We start from the raw sequence: 18,435 nt of genomic DNA on the forward strand, positions 1-18,435 counted from the left end.
TGGAATCATCGCCCGGTCCCATTTTTCGACCGAAAGATAACCCTCATGCGAAAATCCCTCGCCGACCTGTTTGCCATGGACGCCGTTGCCAGCCGCCATGGCTGCGCTTTGAAACCGAAGATGAGACAGGCGACCGAGGCCGATCACAGCTTTCCCGTCCGCGCTGCATCGCCGCGTCCTGAAACGCCGGTTGACCCAAACAATCTTCCGCAAAACGTCCACCCTTTGGTCGCACAAGCCCCCAAACCCAATAGGGAACGCGCATGAAACCCTCAGCATTTGACCACACATTGCCCCGCGTCGAATTTGACGGTTTCGAACGCGGTTTGCTGCCTGTCATGCGGCACTTCGTCCTAAGCTTAACACAGCCGAAAACGCAGGCGTGGCAACATGCCTTTTCGGTCGCAACCGAACGCTGGGGGCGCGACCAGGGGCTGGTTCTGGCGCATCTGGTTTTCAAGATCGTCAAGGCCACGCTACACACCCGCCCTATAGGTCTGGCCTGCAACGACCCGCTTTGTTTTGAGACGCGGCACGAGCTGACATGTGACGAATGCGCCCTGTTGCGAATGCTGCATCACATGCGCCGCGACGAAACTCCGGCGGCGCGCGATGCTTTGAACGAATTGACCGGAGGCTACCCGGACGCCCATCTGATACAGGCCGGTTTGACCCTGGCCAGCCAGTTCCCGACAAATGGCGTCGGACCGGGCCAAAGCGCGCGCAGGCCGACCCTACGCGTGGTCCGATAGCGCGATTCCGGCGCTTGACAATAGGAGCGTGAGCAGACTAGCTGCTCTGGATGGTTCCCAACGGCCTGTGCCTGAGGGATGAAAATGGGAATACGGTGCGGCCCGAGGGCCAATGCCGTGACTGCCCCCGCAACTGTAAGCGGAGAGCGACGCCACAGAACCACTGGCCCCTAAGGTCGGGAAGGTTGGCCAAGCAACGACCCGCAAGTCAGGAGACCTGCCATCACAGTTTAACCAACCCGGGGCGGGGTGTCCCGGAAGGAGGCTCGATGGCACATCTGCGTGCTGATGCAACTCATGGCTTTTGCCTTCACTTGACTTTTGTTCAAGTTGGCGCCCCGTGCCATGGCTGATCATTTTGTCCTGATATGCGGCACCTGCAATGGGCCGATCCCCGCACATAAGGCGAAGGAAACGCTGGATAGCCAGCTGCCCGAGGGGTTCTCGACACGCCTGATCGACTGTATGGCCGGGTGCGATCGCCCGATGACGGTCGGGATGCAGGCCAAGGGCAAGGCGCAATATCTGTTTGGCGACATTCAAACCCCCGCCGATCTGAACGCTTTGGTCGAGTTTGCCCATCAATTCCGGGAAAGCGAGGATGGTTGGACCAGCGCCTCGACCCGTCCTTTAGCGCTCTACACCAAAACCCTGTCGCGCATGCCCTGTCTTCCACCGGAGGACACGGTATGAGCTTTCTGATTGCAGAAAATCTGGAATACTACGCCCTGAACGGAGATGTTCTGCTGCGGGACACCTCGTTCACGCTTGAGGAAGGCGCGATATTGGCCGTTGCTGGCCCGAACGGGGCGGGCAAGACGACGCTGCTCAACCTCTTGTGCGGTGTCGCAAAACTGGCGCTGGGCGATGTACGTATTCAGGGTCAAAGCCTGCGGAAACTGTCGTCGCTGGAGCGGGCCCGACGGATTGCCGTTGTCGGCCAGCAGGAAATACCCGACGGGCGGCTGCAACTGCGCGATTATGTGGCCCTTGGACAAATCCCGATCAGGGACGACAAATCCGCCGAAGCTCTTAAAACGGACCTGCAGCGCGTATTAGACACCACCGAACTGTCCCATCTGGCTGGTAAACAGATGGCAAAACTGTCCGGCGGAGAGCGTCAGCGCGCCCATATCGCACGGGCTTTGGCGCAGAACCCCTCGCTGCTGTTTTTGGACGAACCGACCAACCACCTGGATCCGGATGCCAAAGGGCACATGCTGTCTCTGGTGGCCGAGTTGGGTGTGACGGTTGTGATGATCGTCCACGATCTGGTCATGATTCCCGAATTCGCCAGCCACGTCGCCCTGATGAAGAACGCGCAACTGACGGCCTTCGGCCCGGTCGCCGAGGTTCTGACACCAGACCGCGTGCGCGAGACTTTTGGTGTTGACTATCTGTGTTTCCAGCACGAAGGACGCGTGATCCCAGCGCTGGACATCCGAAAACGAAAGCTTTCATCTTAACAGGAGAGATTGATGAAACTGAAACTCTTGTCCGCTGCGGTCCTAAGCGCACTGGCGGGCGGCGCTGCCGCGCAAGAGATCACCGTCGACAATTGCGGTGAACCTCTGGTGTTCGACACCAAGCCCGAGCGGATCGTGGTTCATGACATGAACATGACCGACATGGCGTTTGCGCTGGGTCTTCAGGATAGCATCGTTGGTCTGACCGGCATCACCGGCTGGTATAAAACTAGCCCCGATTTCGACGCGCAGCGCGGCGACATTCCCGAGCTCGCCCCGAAATACCCGACGGTCGAGAACCTCGTCGCGGTTGAACCCGACATGTTCTTCGCCGGTTGGTACTACGGCATGAAACCCGGCGGTGACGTCACCCCCGACACACTGGAGCCCTTTGGCATCAAGACCTTGGTTCTGACCGAAAGCTGCATCCACCTGAACAAAGACCGCCCCGAAGCCAGCATGGATCTGCTGTTTGACGACGTTCTGCGTCTGGGCACCGTCATGCAGGTCGAAGACAAAGCGACCGCGCTGGTCTCGGGCTGGAAAGACCAACTGGCCGCAATCGAGGCCAAAACCGCCGATCTGGAAAAACCCCGTGTCTTCCTGCTGGATGGTCCGGCCGATGCGCCCTTTACCGCAGGCAAATACGCCATTCCCGACGCGATGATCGCAGCAGCGGGCGGCGTCAACGTCACCCATGACATGGACACAAGCTGGGGCCGCACCTCGTGGGAGGCTGTCGCCGCCTCGAACCCCGAATTCCTTGTCCTGCTGGACTACCAAACCGGCAACGGCGCGGCGGATACGTTCAAGTTCCTTCAGGAACATCCGGTGATGTCGCAAACCGATGCGGTCAAAAACGAGCGCTGGATCGGCCTGCGCTATGAAGAGCTGACACCGGGTCCGGCAAACATCGAAGCGATCGAGAAGATGGCAACGGCGATGCACCGGGGTAACAGCTGAGATGACGAAGACGGGCCAGGCGGTCCTGCTGGGGGCGGTCATTCTGACCGCCCTTTTGTTGCTGTCGACGATCTACGGCACTACCCCGATCCCCTTGGCCGAGGTTTTCACCGCGATTGGGCTGGGGACTGGCGTGACTGAGGGCGACATGTCCCCTCTGCACCGGATTGTCTTTGACCTGCGCCTGCCTCGCGCGTTGTTTGCGGCGGTCATAGGGGCCGGGCTGGGTGTTGTCGGGGTCGTTTTGCAAACGACTACGCGCAATGACCTGGCTGACCCGTTTCTCTTTGGCCTCTCGTCCGGGGCCGCTGCAGGTGCCGTTCTCGTTATCACTGTGACAGGCGATGTTCTGGGCATCTGGACCCTGCCGCTTGCGGCGTTTTGCGGGGGCCTGATCGCGTCCGGCATTGTTCTGGCCCTGGTTCAAAGCCTGCGCACCAGCGCGCCGGAAAAACTGATCCTTGCAGGCCTGGCTGTATCTTTCCTGTTTTCGGCCATCACCAACTATCTGATTTTCGCGGGCGACAGCCGCGCCGCGCATTCCGTCATTTTCTGGATGCTAGGCGGTCTTGGTCTTGCCCGGTGGGAGACCTTTCCACTTGTCGTGCTAGGGCTGACCCTGATCCTGGGCTATTCCCTCTATCGCAGCCGCTGGCTCGACGCGCTTCTGACGGGGGATTTCACGGCCTCGACGCTGGGCATTCCAGTGCAAGGCCTGCGATTCCGGATGTTTCTGGTCGCGGCCTTGGCCACTGCCAGCTTTGTGTCGGTGGCAGGCGTGATCGGGTTTGTCGGCCTTATGGTTCCGCATATCGCCCGAGGCATTGCCGGAACGCTCCACCGCAATCTATTGATCACATCTGCCGTCGTCGGGGCCATCTTGCTGACGCTTTCAGACATTCTGTCTCGGCTACTTCTGGCCCCGCAAGAGTTGCCGGTGGGGATCGTTACAACCTCGATCGGGTCGCTATTCGTATTCCTTTACCTGTTCAAATCCTCACGATCTGACTAGCACGGCCTTCATCCCAAGTTTTGCCGACGCTCAAGCCAGCTTCCCAACTCTTTTTCCGCCGAAAAGATGCTCTCACGATTCAGTATCTGAGAGGTCATGGCCTTTGAAACCGCCCGGACACGTTTGTTGATCGCGATATCGTTGCCATCCACCGGCAGATCGCCCACATCCAGTTTTTCATAGATCGACAGCAGCCGGTTCTGCACCGTCCTCAGGGCCAGCTTACGACGCAGCGCTATGGTCTTGTCGGGCAAACCAAGGGCGAGATCGGATAGGATTGCCAACTCAACCTCCGTCAGCGCCTCACCCGAGCGGCTCTGTTCGCGTTGGATCTGGTGGATTTCCCGGTCCACCATGATCTGCGCCTCGATCAGAACGGCGCGCAGGGCCAGATGCATTCGTGAGGGGCTAGCCGTCTTCAAAACATAGCCATAGGCGGCCTCTTTCGGAACGATCCGCGCAATGCCGCGCAGATAGGCCTCGTCCGAATAATTGGACCAGAACAGAATGCGGGTTGCGGGGCGTTCAGACCAAATGGTCCGCGCGGCTTCGATCCCGTTGCGTTCCTTCATGCGCAGGTCCATGACGATGGCCTCAACACCGTTCTGCCGGGCCTGCTCTTCCCCTTCCCGACCGTTCGAGGCGAGGCTCAGGTCGGTCACCTCGGGCAAGGCATCCTGAACCAACTCTCGCAGGTAGTTGGCGTGCATTGCGTCGTCTTCGACCAGCAGAACCTTCATACCAACACCTCGATTTTGGGGCATTCGGAGGCCGGAAGACAGACGGCAATCTCGGTCCCGCCATTGTAGCGGATGTCAAACTGCGCCGCTATCAGCCGGGCGCGGGTGCGCATGTGCGTCAACCCGCCCGAGGCCTGCCGGATTTCAATCGCTCCCATGCTGCGCCCATTGTCCCGCACGCGAAGGTGCAGCCCGTCCATGCATTCAATCTCGACCTCAATACGACTGGCCGAGGCATGTCGGACTGCGTTGTTGATGGCCTCTTGTGCGATACGGAACAATGCGATGCGTTTGGTTTGTGGCAGCCGGTCGACCATCCCGCCGGACAGGTCACGAAAGTCAATCTCAACCCCTTCATCCGGGTCAATCGCGCGTTCAAGATGGGTCCGTACGGCATGCTGAAAGCCGAACAGCTCCAGCAGAGACGGAATCGAGGTGTCGATAATCTCACGCAATCCCTGGATGCAGTTCCTCATACTGCTGCGCAGCCCGTCCAAGTCCTGAGGCGTTTCGCACCGCTCCAGATCCCGGCTGATCCGCGTCATGTCGGCAAGAGTCTGATCGTGCAGATCCATCCCGATCCGTTGGCGTTCCAGCTCTAGCGCATCTGTCAGGCTGAGCGCCCCAAGCCGCAGCCCCTCTTCCCGCGCCTGCACCTCGGTCCGCATGATCGCCTCACGCCGAGCCTGTTCATTCGCACGCAGCGCATAGAAATACGGGGCCAGAATATCCGCAATATTGCGAACTTGCTCGACGGCCTGTTCATCATAGAAATCAATCTTTTGTGACGAACAATTCAACGACCCGATCGTGCGGCCCAGCACTTTCATCGCCACATTCACGCGGCTGCGCATATTGTGTTTGAGGATGGGATCATAGTCCCCGCCTTCGAACACATATCGCGGGTCCTCCGGCGCGTTGCCGGTAAGCATGTAGTCGCAGTCGCCACGTAGAATATCGCGCACAGGCGAGACCTCAACCGGGGCGCGGGTGCGGCTCCAGCTGGTGCGCAAGCCGACCTCGTAACTTGTGTTGAGCCGCCCTTCCTCGTCGATCAGGCAGACATCCAGGTGATCGATTTCCAGAATGCGTACGATCTCGGATTTGACCGACCGCAACGCGGATTTGATATCCAGATTGCCTGCCAGATGGTTCGAAATCCGCAAATAATAGGCAAGATCGGCCATGTGTTCTCTTTCGCAGCGCCAGCCTGCCGCAACCGGCATTGGCGAGTATATCGACCGGTGGATCAGGTGTCATGCGGATCGCCGCAGCCCATTTGCGGGAACCCGCAAGGAATGCGCGCGTCCTACTCTTACTTTGCGCGTGCCCTTTAGGAATTTTAGGCAAGTCGGCCCCGTCAGGCTGGCACCAAAATCGTGCGGCGCTTGGGCCGCTTTGGGAGGAAAACATGACACTAAAGGCCATATTGCTCGGCGCTGCGGCCGGGATCATCACCCTGACAGCCCCGGCTGCCGAAGCGGATACATCCGACAAACGCATTGCTCTGTCCAACAACTATGCAGGCAATTCGTGGCGGCAAGCCATGCTGGAAAGCTGGCAGAAAAACGGAGATCAGGCCGTCGCGGATGGTGTTGTCGCCGCTGCTGACGCCTTTACGACCTCGGAAAATCAGGCCACTGAACAGGCGGCTCAGATCCAGAACATGATCCTGCAGGGCTATGATGCCATTGTGATCAACGCCGCCTCACCCACCGCAATCAATGGCGCGGTCAAGGCTGCGTGCGATGCGGGTATCACCGTTGTGTCCTTTGACGGCATCGTTCAGGAACCCTGCGCGTGGCGCATCGCGGTCGACTTTCAGCAGATGGGGCGCGAGCAGGTGAAATACCTGGCCGAGCGCTATCCCGATGGTGGCAATCTGCTGGAGATCCGCGGTCTGGCCGGGGTGTTCGTCGATGACGAGATCAGCGCGGGTATTCATGATGAGGTGAAGAACACCAATTTCGAGATCGTGGGCTCGGTCCATGGGGATTGGGCGCAGGATGTGGCTCAGAAGGCCGTCGCCGGTATCCTGCCCAGCCTGCCCGAGATCGTGGGCGTCGTAACCCAGGGTGGTGACGGCTATGGGGCCGCGCAGGCCATCGGGGCTACGGATCGTCCAATGCCGACCATCGTAATGGGCAACCGTCAGGACGAGCTTCAGTGGTGGTCAGATGAGCTGGACGCAAACGGGTATCAGACAACCTCTCTGTCGATTGCGCCGGGCGTCAGCACGCTGGCCTTTTGGGTCGCCCAGCAGATTCTGGATGGGCAAGAGGTTCAGAAGGACCTGACCGTGCCGTTCCTGAAAATCGATCAGGCCCGCTTGAAAGAAGCGCTGAAAACAACGCCCAAGGGTTCGGTCGCTAACGTGGAATACACGCAGGATCAGGCCAAAGACGTCATCGCGTCGGCACAGTAAGCGCGTGAAGACCGACGAGAATACGGGACCCGGAGCCACCACCGCTCCGGTTGTCTCTCTGGAGCAGGCCCATCTGTCCTATGGGCCTGTTCTTGCCCTGCGTGATGCGACGTTGAGCATCAGCGCAGGAGAATGCGTCGGACTGGTCGGCCATAATGGGGCCGGGAAATCCACGCTGGCGAATGTGATCAACGGCCGCCTCACGCAAACGCAGGGGGCCGTTCAGCATCGGAACGCAGATCCTGCCCTACGCAACGGTCAAAACGCGCAGAATGCAGGTATTCGCAGCGTGTTTCAGGAGCTGTCGCTCTGCCCGAACCTGACCGTTTTGGAGAACCTGCGCATCCCCTATCGCAACATGCCGCGCAAAGGCTGGCGGCGGGTTGCGCGGCAAAAGATGCTCGACGCACTGGATCTTGTCTTTCCGGGTCATGGCATCCACGCCCGCGCCACGGTTGGAAACCTGACCATAGCCGAGCGTCAGATGGTAGAAATCGCTATCGCCTTTGCCGACCGTGACCGAGAACCCACCCTTGTTATTCTGGACGAGCCAACCTCGTCCCTTGACGCAGCCATCGCGCAACAATTGCTGGACCATATCAAACGGTTCTGCACCAAAGGCGGTGCGGTGCTGTTCATTTCGCACATGATGGGTGAGATTTTCGAAGTCTCGACCCGGATCATCGTCATGAAAGATGGCCAGATCGTTGATGACCAACCTGCCAGCCAGTTCACCCGCGCCTCGATCGTGGATGCGATGGGGCATGTCGCGCCTGATGATGACACCTCGGGCGCCGGGCGGGCAGATCGGACCCTCGGGGCCGAGGTTGTACGGGCGGCAAATGGGCTGAACGCCCGTGCGGGTGAGATCGTCGGGCTGGCCGGGCTTGCGGGTCACGGACAGGCCGAAGCACTGGCGCAAATCTACTTCGACCACGCCCCAAAATGGAAGTCCGCACGCCAGCCCGAAGTGGTTTTTGTCGCCGGAGACCGCGCCCGTGACGGGATCATGCCGCTCTGGTCGATCCTGCGAAACCTCTCGCTGACCACCCTGCCCGAGTTCAGCTGGAAAGTGATGGTAGATCGCGGCAGCGAGGCGGACATGGTTCAGACCTGGAAAGACCGTATCGGCATTCGCACCGACAACCTGTTGAACCCGATCCTGTCCTTGTCGGGCGGCAACCAGCAGAAGGTTCTGTTTGCCCGCGCTCTGGCCTCCTCCGCGCCGATTGTGGTGATGGATGACCCGATGCGCGGCGTGGATGTGGGCACCAAGAAAGATGTCTATCAGATGATCCAGGCAGAAGCCGCCAGAGGCCGCAGCTTCTTGTGGTACTCGACCGAAACCGAGGAAATTCTCGAATGTGACCGGGTTTTCGTGTTCCGCGCCGGTCAGATTGCCGCCGAGCTGGTAGGGGATGAGATCACCGAGGAAAACATCCTACACGCCTCTTTCCAGATGCAGGAGGCCTGAAATGACCAGCGACCGTTTGCGCCTATTGCTGCCCGTTCTGTCTCTGGCCGTCCTGTTGGGCGCCGTATTCTACCTGCAACCCCGCGCAATGAGCTATTTTGGCCTGAACCTGCTGTTCAATCTGGCGATCCCCGTGGCCTTGGCAACCATCGCGCAGATGATGATCATCATGGTCAACGACATCGACCTGTCCATCGGCACCTTCGTAAGTTTCTGCGCCTGTGTCACAGCCACATTCGTTCACGACACGCCGCTGCTGGGCTATGGGATTCTGGCCGCTGCGATTCTGGCCTACGCGGCACTGGGGGCCTTGATCCAACTGCGCGGATTGCCCGCAATCGTAGTGACCCTCGGCATGTCTTTCGTGTGGGGTGGGCTGGCGGTTCTTATCCTGCCTTCACCCGGCGGAGCGTCGCCCGAATGGTTGAAAACCCTGATGAATTTCAAAACCCCACTAGTGCCGGTTGCCGTGATTGCTCCGCTGGTCGTTGCCTTTGCCGTACATCTACTGATCAAACGCTCCTGGGTGGGCGTGGTACTCCAAGGAGTTGGCGGCAATGAACGCGCGATGGAGCGCGCTGGCTGGTCCGTCACCCGCCTGCGGGCCTCTGCCTATGGATTGGCGGGCCTGTTCGGAGTGCTGGCAGGCATGTGCCTTGTCGGACTGACCACTGCGGCGGATGCCAATATCGCGCTGCGCTATACGCTGTTGTCGATTGCGGGCATAATCCTTGGCGGTGGCGAATTTGTCGGTGGTCGTGTCTCGCCCTTCGGGGCCGTTATCGGGGCACTGACCCTGACCCTTGCCGCCAGTTTCCTGTCCTTTCTGCGCCTCTCGCCAGATTGGCAGATCGGTGCACAGGGCGCGATCCTGATCCTCGTTCTGGCCGTGCGACTGTTCTTTGTCCGCAAAGAGGTCTCGGCATGAGCGACCAAACCACTCCTGAGACCGGACACAATCCCTTGCGGGCACTCGTTCAGAAACCGTGGCTCTGGGCTTATCTAGCTGCGGGGATCACCTTTGTTGCCACCAGCCTGCTGGCCGGGTCCGGGGCGGGGTCGCTTCTCTATGCGACGCTAACTTTTGCCTCTTTCTCGGCCATTGTCGGCATCGGGCAGATGCTCGTGATTACGCTCGGTCCCGGCAATATCGACCTGTCTGTTCCAGCCACCATGACATTGGCCGCAACACTGGCGTTAAAATTCATGGACACGCAAACCGCGTTGATCTTGCCCGGCCTGCTGGTTGCAATCGGGATAGGCATCGGCTGCGGTATCGTGAACTTCGCGTTGATCCTGATACTGCGTATCCCGCCCATCATCGCAACTCTGTCTGCCTCTTTCCTGTACCAATCGCTGGCGATCTGGTCGAACCGGGGGCTGCGTATCAAGCCACCGGAACCCCTGGCCGAGTTCGCCTCTGGCGGGACGTTCGGGGTGCCGAATGTCGCCTGGGTCGGCATCGCGCTGGCCGTCTGCGCATGGCTGCTTTTGGAACGCGCGATTGCAGGGCGGTGGATCTCGGCCATCGGGCAAAACCTACGCGCGGCAAGGCTCAGCGGAGTCCCGGTGAACGCGGTGCGCTTTGGCATCTATGTCAACTCAGCCGTTTGTGCCGCCTTGGCGGGGTTTCTGCTGGCCAGCTTCTCAGGCGGGGCCAATCTGAACATGGGCACCGAATACATGCTGATGTCCATTGCAGTCGTCGTCATTGGCGGGTCGTCCATCGGCGGAGGCAATTCGAACGTGCCCGGCATCTGGGGGGCGGCGCTGTTCATGTTTTTGATCGTATCGATGCTGAATTCATACGGTCTGGGCGCCGGAATTCGCCTGATTTTGACCGGGCTTGTGATTGTGGGTGTGGTCACTCTGGCCAGCCGAAAGGGATATAGCGCATGAAGCATTCGCAGACATATGAGGTCATCCGTCCCGTGTTTCGGGACCTGATCCACTCCAACCTCACGCTGGCACGGATCGCGACGGGCCATGTCTGGACCGAGGGGCCGGTCTGGTTTCCCGCGCATGAAACGTTGCTGTTCTCGGACATCCCGAATGCCCAAATGTATCGCTGGACCCCGCATGGCGGCACCAGCCTGTTCCGCCAGAACTCGAACTTTTCCAACGGCAACACGCGTGATCGCGAGGGGCGGCTGGTGACCTGCCAGCACGCAACACGTTCAGTGGTGCGGACCGAACATGATGGGCAACTGACAACAATGGCTGACCATCATGATGGCCGCCGATTGAATTCGCCCAACGACGTGATCACCCGTTCGGATGGTTCGATTTGGTTCTCGGATCCGACTTACGGCATCCTCTCTGATCTTGAAGGTCACAAAGCCAAGCCCGAGCAAGACGGCAGCTTTGTCTTCCGCCTTGATCCCGGCGCTCCGGAACCCACCATCGTTTCGCGAGATTTCGTGCAGCCGAACGGGCTGGCATTCTCGAAAGACGAAAGCCGCCTATACGTCGCCGAATCCGGCAGCAGCCATGACCCGGACGTTCCTTCTTTACTGAAGGTCTTTGATGTCCAGCCGGACGGCGGGCTTGGCAAACCCAGCGATTTCGCCGCGATTGATAAGGGTCTGCCCGACGGGCTACGCGTAGACCAATACGACAATGTCTGGTGCTCAGCGGCGGACGGGGTGCATGTGTTCTCGCCCGACGGAGAGCTGCTGGGCAAGGTGAAAACGCCCGAGACCGTCGCGAACCTGTGTTTCGGTGGCCCGCGCGGCAATATGCTGTTCATCACCGCAACCACCAGTGTTTACGCAGTTCACGTGAACACCAAGGGCGCTGTAGGATAAGCAAATTCTGGACTTCCGATCCTCGCCTAGACATGGTGGCGATGTGCGCAAACCCCCTCAAAAGGGTTTGCCCGAAACACGCCACCAACGAAGGTCCTCCTGATGAACCAGCCCCAAACGACGCGTATGAATGGCGCGCAGATCATCCTGAAAATGCTGGAGCTTCACGGCGTTTCCCATGTTTTCGGTCTGCCCGGTGAGACAACGATTGGCTGGTACAAGGAATGGCGCGACAATAGCGGGATTGAGTTCGTGCTGACCCGCGATGAACGCACTGCGGCTTTCGCTGCGGAGGCCTATGCAAAGATCACAGGTCGCCCCGCCGTGCTTGAAGCGCCCAGCCCCGGTGTGACCCATTGCACCCCGGGCATTACTGAGGCGTTTCTCAGCTCGGTGCCGGTGATCTATTTCAGCTCGGACATTCCGATCAATCAGGACAAAAAGCACGGTCTGACCGGCGTCGATCAAACTCGGCTCTATGACAGTATCTGCAAGGAAAGCTTCGTGCTGACCAATGCGCGCGAAATCCCGTTCCTGATCCGACGGGCCTTTCGCGTGGCGACCTCGGGCCGTCCGGCGCCGGTTCATATCCGTGTGCCGATCAACATTTTTGGCGAAGAGGCCGAGATCGCGGACCTGTATGCCGAACCCGACTACAGTACCTATCCCGCACACCGGCCGGTCGCGGATCACAGCAAGATCCGCATTGCAATCGAAGTGCTGTTGGCGGCGCAAAAACCTGCGATTGTCTGCGGTCAGGGAGCGTTGATTTCTAAAGCCTCGGACGCGATCCTTGAACTGGCTGAACGGCTGCAAATCCCGGTCGGCACCACCACGCCCGGCAAAGGCACCATTCCCGAGGATCATCCACTGGCCCTGCGCGTCATCGGTGGCCGTGGCGGGATGGAGTATTCGAACCAGTACCTGCTTGAGGCCGACACGATCTTCTTCATCGGCTCGAACACTGACAGCGCCGGAACGGATCACTGGAAACTCTATGGCGATCCCTATACCAAAAACTTTCTGCACCTTGATATTGCCGAGGCGCATGTCGGAAACACCTTCCCACTGAAAGTTGGCCTTGTTGGGGATGCCCGAGCAACCATCGAATATATGGTCGAAATTCTGAAAACCGAGCATCCCGGCGTTCAGCGGCCGCCACTGGATCTAAACCCGACCAAACAAACCGCGCTGGACAAGGTCTTCAACTCGAACATCCCAATGCCCGAAGGCACGATCTCACCGGTCAAGCTATCTCAGGTGCTGGACCGGATCATGCCCGATGACGCGATTGTCACCTCGGAACCGGGCGTCAGTGCGATCTATCCTTCGGCGCTGCTGACCTTCCGCAAACCGGGGCGGCGCTATATCACCAACTACTCGATGGGGGCACTGGGGTATTCGGTACCAGCGGGTGTTGGTGCGATCTACGCCCATGACGGCCCGGTCATTTCCTTCACAGGAGACGGATCGTTCGGGTTCGTCATCGGCGATATGGAGACCCTCAAACGCAGCGGCAAGAACATTACCGTCATCCTGACCCGCAATGACACGTTCGGCTGGATCAGGGGTGAGGCGATCCTACTCGACGATGTGGATGAGCCTTGGACCACCGATTTCGAACGCGTCGACTATTGCAAGGTGGCCGAAGGGTTCGGCTTCAAGACTGCTCGGATCACCTCCGAAGTCGATATCGAACCCATTCTGTCCGATGCCATCGCCAATCCCGGCGCGAATTTCATCGAGATGATGGTGCCCTCACAAGACAAGATCATCCCCTTCGTGCCCAATTGGGTCCGCGTCGCGCGCGCAAAAAACCTGCCCCACTTCTACTGAGGCAGGCTGTAGGTCAGCAACTCCCGCACCAGCGGGTTGGGAAAGCGGCGTTTGAAGGTGACGGCGTGAAAGCTCTCCTTGATGCGGGGATGTTCCTCGGCCTCGACAAGACGGCCCGAGGACAGCTCATCCTGCACCACGATCGGAGCCACCAACGCAAGCCCGATATCCTCGCGCGCGAGCAGACGCATCATGGCCATGTCGTCCACTTCGGCCGCGATCTGAGGCCGGACCGACATGCGGCTGGCCATCGAATCAAACGCCGTGCGGACGCTGCTATTGCTGGTTGGCAGGATAAAGGGCTGCTCCTCCAACAGATCCCGGATCGGGCGTTTTGGATCCAGTCGCGCTGGTGTGCCGACGATGCTTACGGGTTGTTCCGCCAGATGGTGCGTTTCAAAACTGGTCAGGCTGTCACTGGCAGGCTCATGATTCATGAGAACCAGGTCGAAATTCAGCGTCTCCAGCCCCTCAAGCAACTCGCTGGGATTGCCTGATCGCAGGATCACCTCGACATCTGAGCGCGCCAGCATCGGGCGCAGAAAGCCGATCTGAAAATTCCGCGACAAGGTCGCCTGCGCACCAACCCGCAGCGCCGTGCGCGCGTTGCCTTCATCCTGCAGAGTGGCCACAAGTTCTTGCCCTGTCGCGAAAATTGCGTCCGCATGGTCCAGCGCGATGCGCCCGGCCTCGGTCAGATGCAGCTTGCGCCCGCGGCGTTCAAACAGGGGGTGACCCAGCCGTTCCTCAAGCTCTTTGATCTGAACGGACAGTGCGGATTGCGACAGGTTCAGCCGTTGGGCTGTGCGGGTCAGGTTGCCATCATGGGCGACCGCCCAGAAGTAACGTAGGTGATGATAGTTAAGCGGCATATCGTTCTATTTAGTAGAACGTAATCTCTATAACAATGTATTTTTCATACACAGGATTGCGCAATATGTCCTGCTCAACCGGCCAAATCAGGCTGGACTCACAAGGAACGCGCATCATGACCTACCTGTTTCTACCCCTGCTCAGCCCGCTGATCTTGCTGGCATCGGCCTACTATGCCAGCCGCAATCCGGGACTGCGGCCAACCCATGCCTCGAGACTGTCGGAATGGTCAGCATTGGCGGGTTTCGGAGCGGCTGCGCTGTCGGCCCTGATGCTGGTTCTTCACGGCCCCGGCACCTCGGGGCTGGTTGGGTTCTGGGGTGTTGGCCTCTCCGTGCGGCTTGATGCGGTCAGCGCCATCATGCTGGTTCTGGTCAGCTTCATCGGATGGATCGTCCTGCGCTACTCAGCCACCTATATGGATGGAGAGGCCCGTCAGGGCGCGTTCACCGGCTGGATGTCGGCAACACTCGCCTCGGTTCTTTTGCTTGTGATGTCGGGCAACCTGATCCAATTGCTCGCCGCGTGGATTGCGACCAGCCTGCTGCTGCACCAACTGCTGCTGTTCTACCCCGAGCGGACCACCGCCCGAAGGGCCGCGCGGAAAAAGGCCGTTGTGGCGCGTATCAGTGAAGGCGCGCTGGCCCTCGCGGTGGTCCTGTTGATCGCAACCTATGGCACCACAGACATTGTCTCGATCCTGTCCTCGGCTCAGCCCAACGGGCTGACCATCGCCGCTGCCCTGCTGATCGCACTGGCGGCCATCATGGCCTCGGCCCAGTTCCCGGTCCACGGTTGGCTGACCGAGGTGATGGAGGCCCCGACCCCCGTCTCGGCCCTGCTGCATGCTGGTGTTATCAACGCTGGAGGGTTCCTGCTGATCCGCTTTGCCGATGTGATGCTGGCGGCACCGGGTATCATGGCGCTGCTGGTGATGCTGGGCGGGTTCACCGCGCTGTTCGGCGGTCTGGTGATGCTGACGCAACCGGCGGTGAAGACCTCTCTGGCGTGGTCAACCATTGCCCAGATGGCCTTCATGATCATGCAATGCGGGCTGGCCCTGTTCCCTCTGGCACTACTACACATCGTGGCGCATTCGCTATACAAGGCGCATGCCTTCCTCAGCGCGGGTGAGGCCGTGCGCAACGTAGCAGCCATCCGCCGGCCCGGCCCAGTCGCTGTGCCAAGTGCGCGGAACGTGCTGCTGGCCTTTGCCACCGGCATCCTGATCTACGGCATCGCCGCCATGACCTTCGGCGTAGACAGCAAATCTGTTCAGGCGATTGCCCTTGGCGTGATCCTGATCTTCGGCGTCGCCTATCTGCTGGCGCAGGGCTTTGCCGACGCTGCACCCGGCGCGTTGACCCGCCGCACCGTTGTCTATGCTGGCGTGACCTCGGTCAGCTACTTCGTCCTGCAGATCATCGCCGTGCATCTGACCAAGGGCACCCTGCCCGCAGCGCCTGCGCCCGGGCCGTTAGAGTGGACGTTGATCATTCTCGCCCTGATCAGCTTTGGCGCGGTCGCTCTGGCGCAATCCACCTTCCCGCTTTGGGCCTCGCACCCGGCGGCGGCAGGCATTCGGGTGCATCTGTCAAACGGGCTCTATGCCAACGCAATCTTTGACCGGCTGCTGGACGGATGGTCCAAGCGCCAGACCGTTTAAGAGGGGTTTCTCAAAATGTATATGAAGCACGAAAGCTATCCTGCAGCCCTCCTGGAACTGGTCGCACTGGCCAATGACGCGGTGCGTCAAATCCCGCCGCTGTTCCCGCTTGCCTCCAACGTCGCGGTGAACCCATTTCTGGGGCAAACACAAGAGACGCTAGCCGTGACCTCTGCCCGGTTGGCGCGGGTTGCAGGCACGCAGGTCACGCCTGACCGGGCGGTATTTGCGCAGAAGCTGGCAAGCGGAGAGATTTCTGAGGTCGATCTGCGGGATGCCCTCGCCAGTGTCGAAAGCCGCTTTGACACGCCCAGTTTCGAGGATCTGCAAGCCGCACTCGGGTCCGAGACCGCGAAGCTGTCCCCCCTGCCCACGGTTGCCGATCTGGCCGCCGAGGTTTCCGGGATCGACTGGCCCGGTCTGATTGACGAACGGATCGGGGCCTGGGCCGCCAGCCATTTCGATCAGGGTCAGGCCCTGTGGCAACCCAACCGCACAGGCGGTGCCTATGGCGCGTGGCGTGAGTTCGCCTCACGCGATCTGACCCCAGAAATTCACGGCTTGAAAGAGTTCGGAGCCTTCGTGGCTGGCACCAACCGCTCGCAATGGCGGGCGATTGGCCGCGCCTCTGAGGCACTGGGTGTCACCCCTGAGGCGGCAAGCACGGCCTTCCATCGCTGGCTGATGACACTGGGCGGTTGGGCGCAATATGCCCGCTATCTGCTGTGGCAGGCCGAGTTGGAAGGGCAGACGGATACGAGCACAACCGAACTGCTGGCCATTCGCATGGTGTTCGAAGAGGCTCTGTTCGGTCTCTACCACGATCAGATTGCCGATCGCTGGGCCGAAACCATTGCCCAGCATGAGGCCCCCATCACCCCGACCCGCGATCTGGTGATCGACGCGGTGCTGCAGGACGCCTCGGAGCGCGCGCAACAGCGCAAATTGGCGCAAACCCTAAGCGCAGGTCAGCCGCGCAAGGTCGAAGGCCGCCCCGAGGTACAAGCCGCCTTCTGCATCGACGTCCGCTCCGAAGTCTTCCGCCGCGCGCTGGAATCGCAGGACAGCGGGATTGAGACCATTGGTTTTGCTGGCTTCTTCGGCCTCGCCAGCGCCCACAAGGCGGCTGGCTCGGACGTGACTGAAATACGGGGGCCAGTCCTGTTGAACCCGAACGTTTGTTCCCACGCGGCCGAGGGCGCGCAGACCGACCTGAACCGCCGCTACACCGCACGGGCCAAACGGGCCTGGGGCCGGTTCAAACTGGCTGCCGTCTCCTCCTTCGCCTTTGTCGAGGCAACGGGCCCCGTCTATGCAGGTAAACTGCTGCGTGACGCCCTGGGCAAGGGCCAGGGCGCCGCGAAGTTTGACCCCGCGCCGAAGCTTGACGACGGGATCGACCTGCCTACACGTGTCGCCTCGGCCAAGGCCATCCTTGGGGCGATGTCTCTGACCAGCAACTTCGCTCGTATCGTGATGCTCGCCGGTCATGGCGCGGATGTGACGAACAACCCCCATGAAAGCGCCCTGCAATGTGGCGCATGTGGCGGTCATGCCGGTGACGTCAGCGCCCGCCTTCTGGCCGGTTTGTTGAACGATCATGCGGTACGTGAAGGGCTACGCGCCGAGGGGATCGACATCCCTGCGGACACTCTGTTTCTGGCGGCGATGCACCACACCACAACCGACAAAGTCTCCCTGTTCGATCAGGATCAGGCGACGGGTCAGTGGGCCGCGCAGATCGCGCAATTGAAAACCTGGCTGACCTCGGCCGGACAACTGGCCCGGTCTGAGCGCGCCGCGCGTCTACCGCGTGCCAAAGGGGCCAATGATATCGCCCGCCGCGCCACCGATTGGGCTGAGCTGCGCCCCGAATGGGGGCTGGCCGGATGCCGCGCCTTCATTGCCGCGCCGCGGTCCCGGACTGATGGCACGGGTCTTGCGGGCCAGTCCTTCCTGCACAGCTATGACTGGCGCGCGGATGAGGGCTTTGGCGTTCTGGAACTGATCATGACCGCCCCGGTCGTAGTCGCCAGCTGGATCAGCCTACAGTATTACGGCTCGACCGTCGCGCCTGGCCTGTTCGGCGGCGGCAACAAACTGCTGCACAATGTGGTCGGCGGCATCGGCGTGGTCGAGGGCAATGGCGGCGCGCTGCGTCCCGGCCTACCATGGCAATCCGTACATGACGGAGAAACATTCCAGCACGACCCGCTGCGTCTGTCGGTCATCATTGAGGCCCCACGGGAGGCGATGAATGACATCCTCAGACGCAACGAAACCGTTAGAGAGCTGTTCGACAATCGTTGGCTGCACCTGATTGCCATGGATGAAAACGGCGATCTGGCCTGGCGCTATACCAAGGATTTGGAATGGGTCGCGATGGCGCGCACCGAGATCAGCGCTATGGCGGCTGAGTAA

General features: G+C 60.2%; 17 protein-coding genes and 1 riboswitch. Of the genes, 14 read left to right on the forward strand and 3 right to left on the reverse strand.

Annotated elements, in window-relative coordinates; translation table 11 throughout:
• The first annotated feature begins 45 nt into the window (after window positions 1-45).
• The 6 genes from ACR0JF_RS06300 to ACR0JF_RS06325 all read left to right on the forward strand — a co-directional run bounded on the left by ACR0JF_RS06300 (window position 46) and on the right by ACR0JF_RS06325 (window position 4,193).
• Entirely contained in the window at window positions 46-267 is a 222-nt protein-coding gene (locus ACR0JF_RS06300; protein ID WP_170659282.1) for a hypothetical protein, read from the forward strand.
• The gene (locus ACR0JF_RS06305; RefSeq protein WP_170659283.1) at window positions 264-752 is read left to right on the forward strand and encodes a hypothetical protein; all 489 of its coding nucleotides are present in this window, start codon (window positions 264-266) and stop codon (window positions 750-752) included. The genes ACR0JF_RS06300 and ACR0JF_RS06305 overlap by 4 nt, the downstream gene beginning before the upstream one ends.
• A gap of 34 nt (window positions 753-786) precedes the next feature.
• Window positions 787-991, forward strand: a riboswitch (cobalamin riboswitch).
• A 106-nt stretch (window positions 992-1,097) separates the two neighbouring features.
• On the forward strand, window positions 1,098-1,445 hold the full coding sequence (locus ACR0JF_RS06310) for a DUF1636 family protein (RefSeq protein ID WP_170659284.1): 348 nt from the start codon (window positions 1,098-1,100) through the stop codon (window positions 1,443-1,445).
• Window positions 1,442-2,218 carry an ABC transporter ATP-binding protein gene (locus ACR0JF_RS06315; RefSeq protein ID WP_170659285.1) on the forward strand — a complete coding sequence of 259 codons (777 nt, stop codon included), beginning with the start codon at window positions 1,442-1,444 and terminating at the stop codon, window positions 2,216-2,218. Before ACR0JF_RS06310 ends, ACR0JF_RS06315 begins: the two co-directional genes overlap by 4 nt.
• A 12-nt stretch (window positions 2,219-2,230) precedes the next feature.
• A complete protein-coding gene (locus ACR0JF_RS06320; RefSeq protein ID WP_170659286.1) occupies window positions 2,231-3,181 on the forward strand; it encodes an ABC transporter substrate-binding protein in 951 nt (316 codons plus the stop codon).
• Window position 3,182: 1 nt separating this feature from the next.
• Window positions 3,183-4,193 carry a FecCD family ABC transporter permease gene (locus tag ACR0JF_RS06325; protein ID WP_170641305.1) on the forward strand — a complete coding sequence of 337 codons (1,011 nt, stop codon included), beginning with the start codon at window positions 3,183-3,185 and terminating at the stop codon, window positions 4,191-4,193.
• An 8-nt stretch (window positions 4,194-4,201) separates the two neighbouring features.
• On the opposite strand, the gene ACR0JF_RS06330 is transcribed toward ACR0JF_RS06325, so the two are convergent.
• On the reverse strand, window positions 4,202-4,933 hold the full coding sequence (locus tag ACR0JF_RS06330) for a response regulator transcription factor (protein ID WP_170377404.1): 732 nt from the start codon (window positions 4,931-4,933) through the stop codon (window positions 4,202-4,204).
• Window positions 4,930-6,120: an ATP-binding protein gene (locus ACR0JF_RS06335; protein ID WP_170659287.1), complete on the reverse strand. Its 1,191-nt coding sequence runs from the start codon at window positions 6,118-6,120 to the stop codon at window positions 4,930-4,932. The genes ACR0JF_RS06330 and ACR0JF_RS06335 overlap by 4 nt, the downstream gene beginning before the upstream one ends.
• Window positions 6,121-6,344: 224 nt before the next feature.
• On the opposite strand from ACR0JF_RS06335, the gene ACR0JF_RS06340 reads away from it, so the two are divergent.
• From ACR0JF_RS06340 to ACR0JF_RS06365, 6 genes are all read left to right on the forward strand, one after another.
• Window positions 6,345-7,358, forward strand: a complete 1,014-nt coding sequence (locus ACR0JF_RS06340; protein ID WP_170659288.1) for a substrate-binding domain-containing protein — start codon at window positions 6,345-6,347, stop codon at window positions 7,356-7,358.
• A gap of 4 nt (window positions 7,359-7,362) precedes the next feature.
• A complete protein-coding gene (locus ACR0JF_RS06345; RefSeq protein WP_170659289.1) occupies window positions 7,363-8,832 on the forward strand; it encodes a sugar ABC transporter ATP-binding protein in 1,470 nt (489 codons plus the stop codon).
• Window position 8,833: 1 nt separating this feature from the next.
• Window positions 8,834-9,760 carry an ABC transporter permease gene (locus tag ACR0JF_RS06350; RefSeq protein ID WP_170659290.1) on the forward strand — a complete coding sequence of 309 codons (927 nt, stop codon included), beginning with the start codon at window positions 8,834-8,836 and terminating at the stop codon, window positions 9,758-9,760.
• The gene (locus ACR0JF_RS06355) at window positions 9,757-10,731 is read left to right on the forward strand and encodes an ABC transporter permease (RefSeq protein WP_170659291.1); all 975 of its coding nucleotides are present in this window, start codon (window positions 9,757-9,759) and stop codon (window positions 10,729-10,731) included. The genes ACR0JF_RS06350 and ACR0JF_RS06355 overlap by 4 nt, the downstream gene beginning before the upstream one ends.
• Complete coding sequence (locus ACR0JF_RS06360; RefSeq protein WP_170659292.1) at window positions 10,728-11,639, forward strand: SMP-30/gluconolactonase/LRE family protein; 912 nt, start codon at window positions 10,728-10,730, stop codon at window positions 11,637-11,639. Before ACR0JF_RS06355 ends, ACR0JF_RS06360 begins: the two co-directional genes overlap by 4 nt.
• Before the next feature lie 102 nt (window positions 11,640-11,741).
• Window positions 11,742-13,475: a thiamine pyrophosphate-binding protein gene (locus ACR0JF_RS06365; protein ID WP_170659293.1), complete on the forward strand. Its 1,734-nt coding sequence runs from the start codon at window positions 11,742-11,744 to the stop codon at window positions 13,473-13,475.
• Here the strand turns inward: ACR0JF_RS06365 and ACR0JF_RS06370 are convergent.
• Window positions 13,469-14,347, reverse strand: a complete 879-nt coding sequence (locus tag ACR0JF_RS06370) for a LysR family transcriptional regulator (protein WP_170659294.1) — start codon at window positions 14,345-14,347, stop codon at window positions 13,469-13,471. The two genes, ACR0JF_RS06365 and ACR0JF_RS06370, sit on opposite strands and share 7 nt — an antisense overlap.
• Before the next feature lie 116 nt (window positions 14,348-14,463).
• Here ACR0JF_RS06370 and ACR0JF_RS06375 point away from each other — a divergent pair, with 116 nt between their 5' ends.
• A complete protein-coding gene (locus ACR0JF_RS06375; RefSeq protein WP_170659295.1) occupies window positions 14,464-16,014 on the forward strand; it encodes a proton-conducting transporter transmembrane domain-containing protein in 1,551 nt (516 codons plus the stop codon).
• Between the two features lie 15 nt (window positions 16,015-16,029).
• Window positions 16,030-18,435, forward strand: coding sequence for a DUF2309 domain-containing protein (locus ACR0JF_RS06380; RefSeq protein ID WP_170659296.1), 2,406 nt, complete (start codon window positions 16,030-16,032; stop codon window positions 18,433-18,435).

The organism is Ruegeria sp. BG11, from assembly GCF_056538565.1.

Bases quoted from the DNA above. Each gene is read 5' to 3' on its own strand.
- ACR0JF_RS06300 (WP_170659282.1), top strand. From the start codon at position 46: ATGCGAAAATCCCTCGCCGACCTGTTTGCCATGGACGCCGTTGCCAGC.
- ACR0JF_RS06305 (WP_170659283.1), top strand. From the start codon at position 264: ATGAAACCCTCAGCATTTGACCACACATTGCCCCGCGTCGAATTTGAC.
- ACR0JF_RS06310 (WP_170659284.1), top strand. From the start codon at position 1,098: ATGGCTGATCATTTTGTCCTGATATGCGGCACCTGCAATGGGCCGATC.
- ACR0JF_RS06315 (WP_170659285.1), top strand. From the start codon at position 1,442: ATGAGCTTTCTGATTGCAGAAAATCTGGAATACTACGCCCTGAACGGA.
- ACR0JF_RS06320 (WP_170659286.1), top strand. From the start codon at position 2,231: ATGAAACTGAAACTCTTGTCCGCTGCGGTCCTAAGCGCACTGGCGGGC.
- ACR0JF_RS06325 (WP_170641305.1), top strand. From the start codon at position 3,183: ATGACGAAGACGGGCCAGGCGGTCCTGCTGGGGGCGGTCATTCTGACC.
- ACR0JF_RS06330 (WP_170377404.1), bottom strand. From the start codon at position 4,933: ATGAAGGTTCTGCTGGTCGAAGACGACGCAATGCACGCCAACTACCTG.
- ACR0JF_RS06335 (WP_170659287.1), bottom strand. From the start codon at position 6,120: ATGGCCGATCTTGCCTATTATTTGCGGATTTCGAACCATCTGGCAGGC.
- ACR0JF_RS06340 (WP_170659288.1), top strand. From the start codon at position 6,345: ATGACACTAAAGGCCATATTGCTCGGCGCTGCGGCCGGGATCATCACC.
- ACR0JF_RS06350 (WP_170659290.1), top strand. From the start codon at position 8,834: ATGACCAGCGACCGTTTGCGCCTATTGCTGCCCGTTCTGTCTCTGGCC.
- ACR0JF_RS06355 (WP_170659291.1), top strand. From the start codon at position 9,757: ATGAGCGACCAAACCACTCCTGAGACCGGACACAATCCCTTGCGGGCA.
- ACR0JF_RS06360 (WP_170659292.1), top strand. From the start codon at position 10,728: ATGAAGCATTCGCAGACATATGAGGTCATCCGTCCCGTGTTTCGGGAC.
- ACR0JF_RS06365 (WP_170659293.1), top strand. From the start codon at position 11,742: ATGAACCAGCCCCAAACGACGCGTATGAATGGCGCGCAGATCATCCTG.
- ACR0JF_RS06370 (WP_170659294.1), bottom strand. From the start codon at position 14,347: ATGCCGCTTAACTATCATCACCTACGTTACTTCTGGGCGGTCGCCCAT.
- ACR0JF_RS06375 (WP_170659295.1), top strand. From the start codon at position 14,464: ATGACCTACCTGTTTCTACCCCTGCTCAGCCCGCTGATCTTGCTGGCA.
- ACR0JF_RS06380 (WP_170659296.1), top strand. From the start codon at position 16,030: ATGTATATGAAGCACGAAAGCTATCCTGCAGCCCTCCTGGAACTGGTC.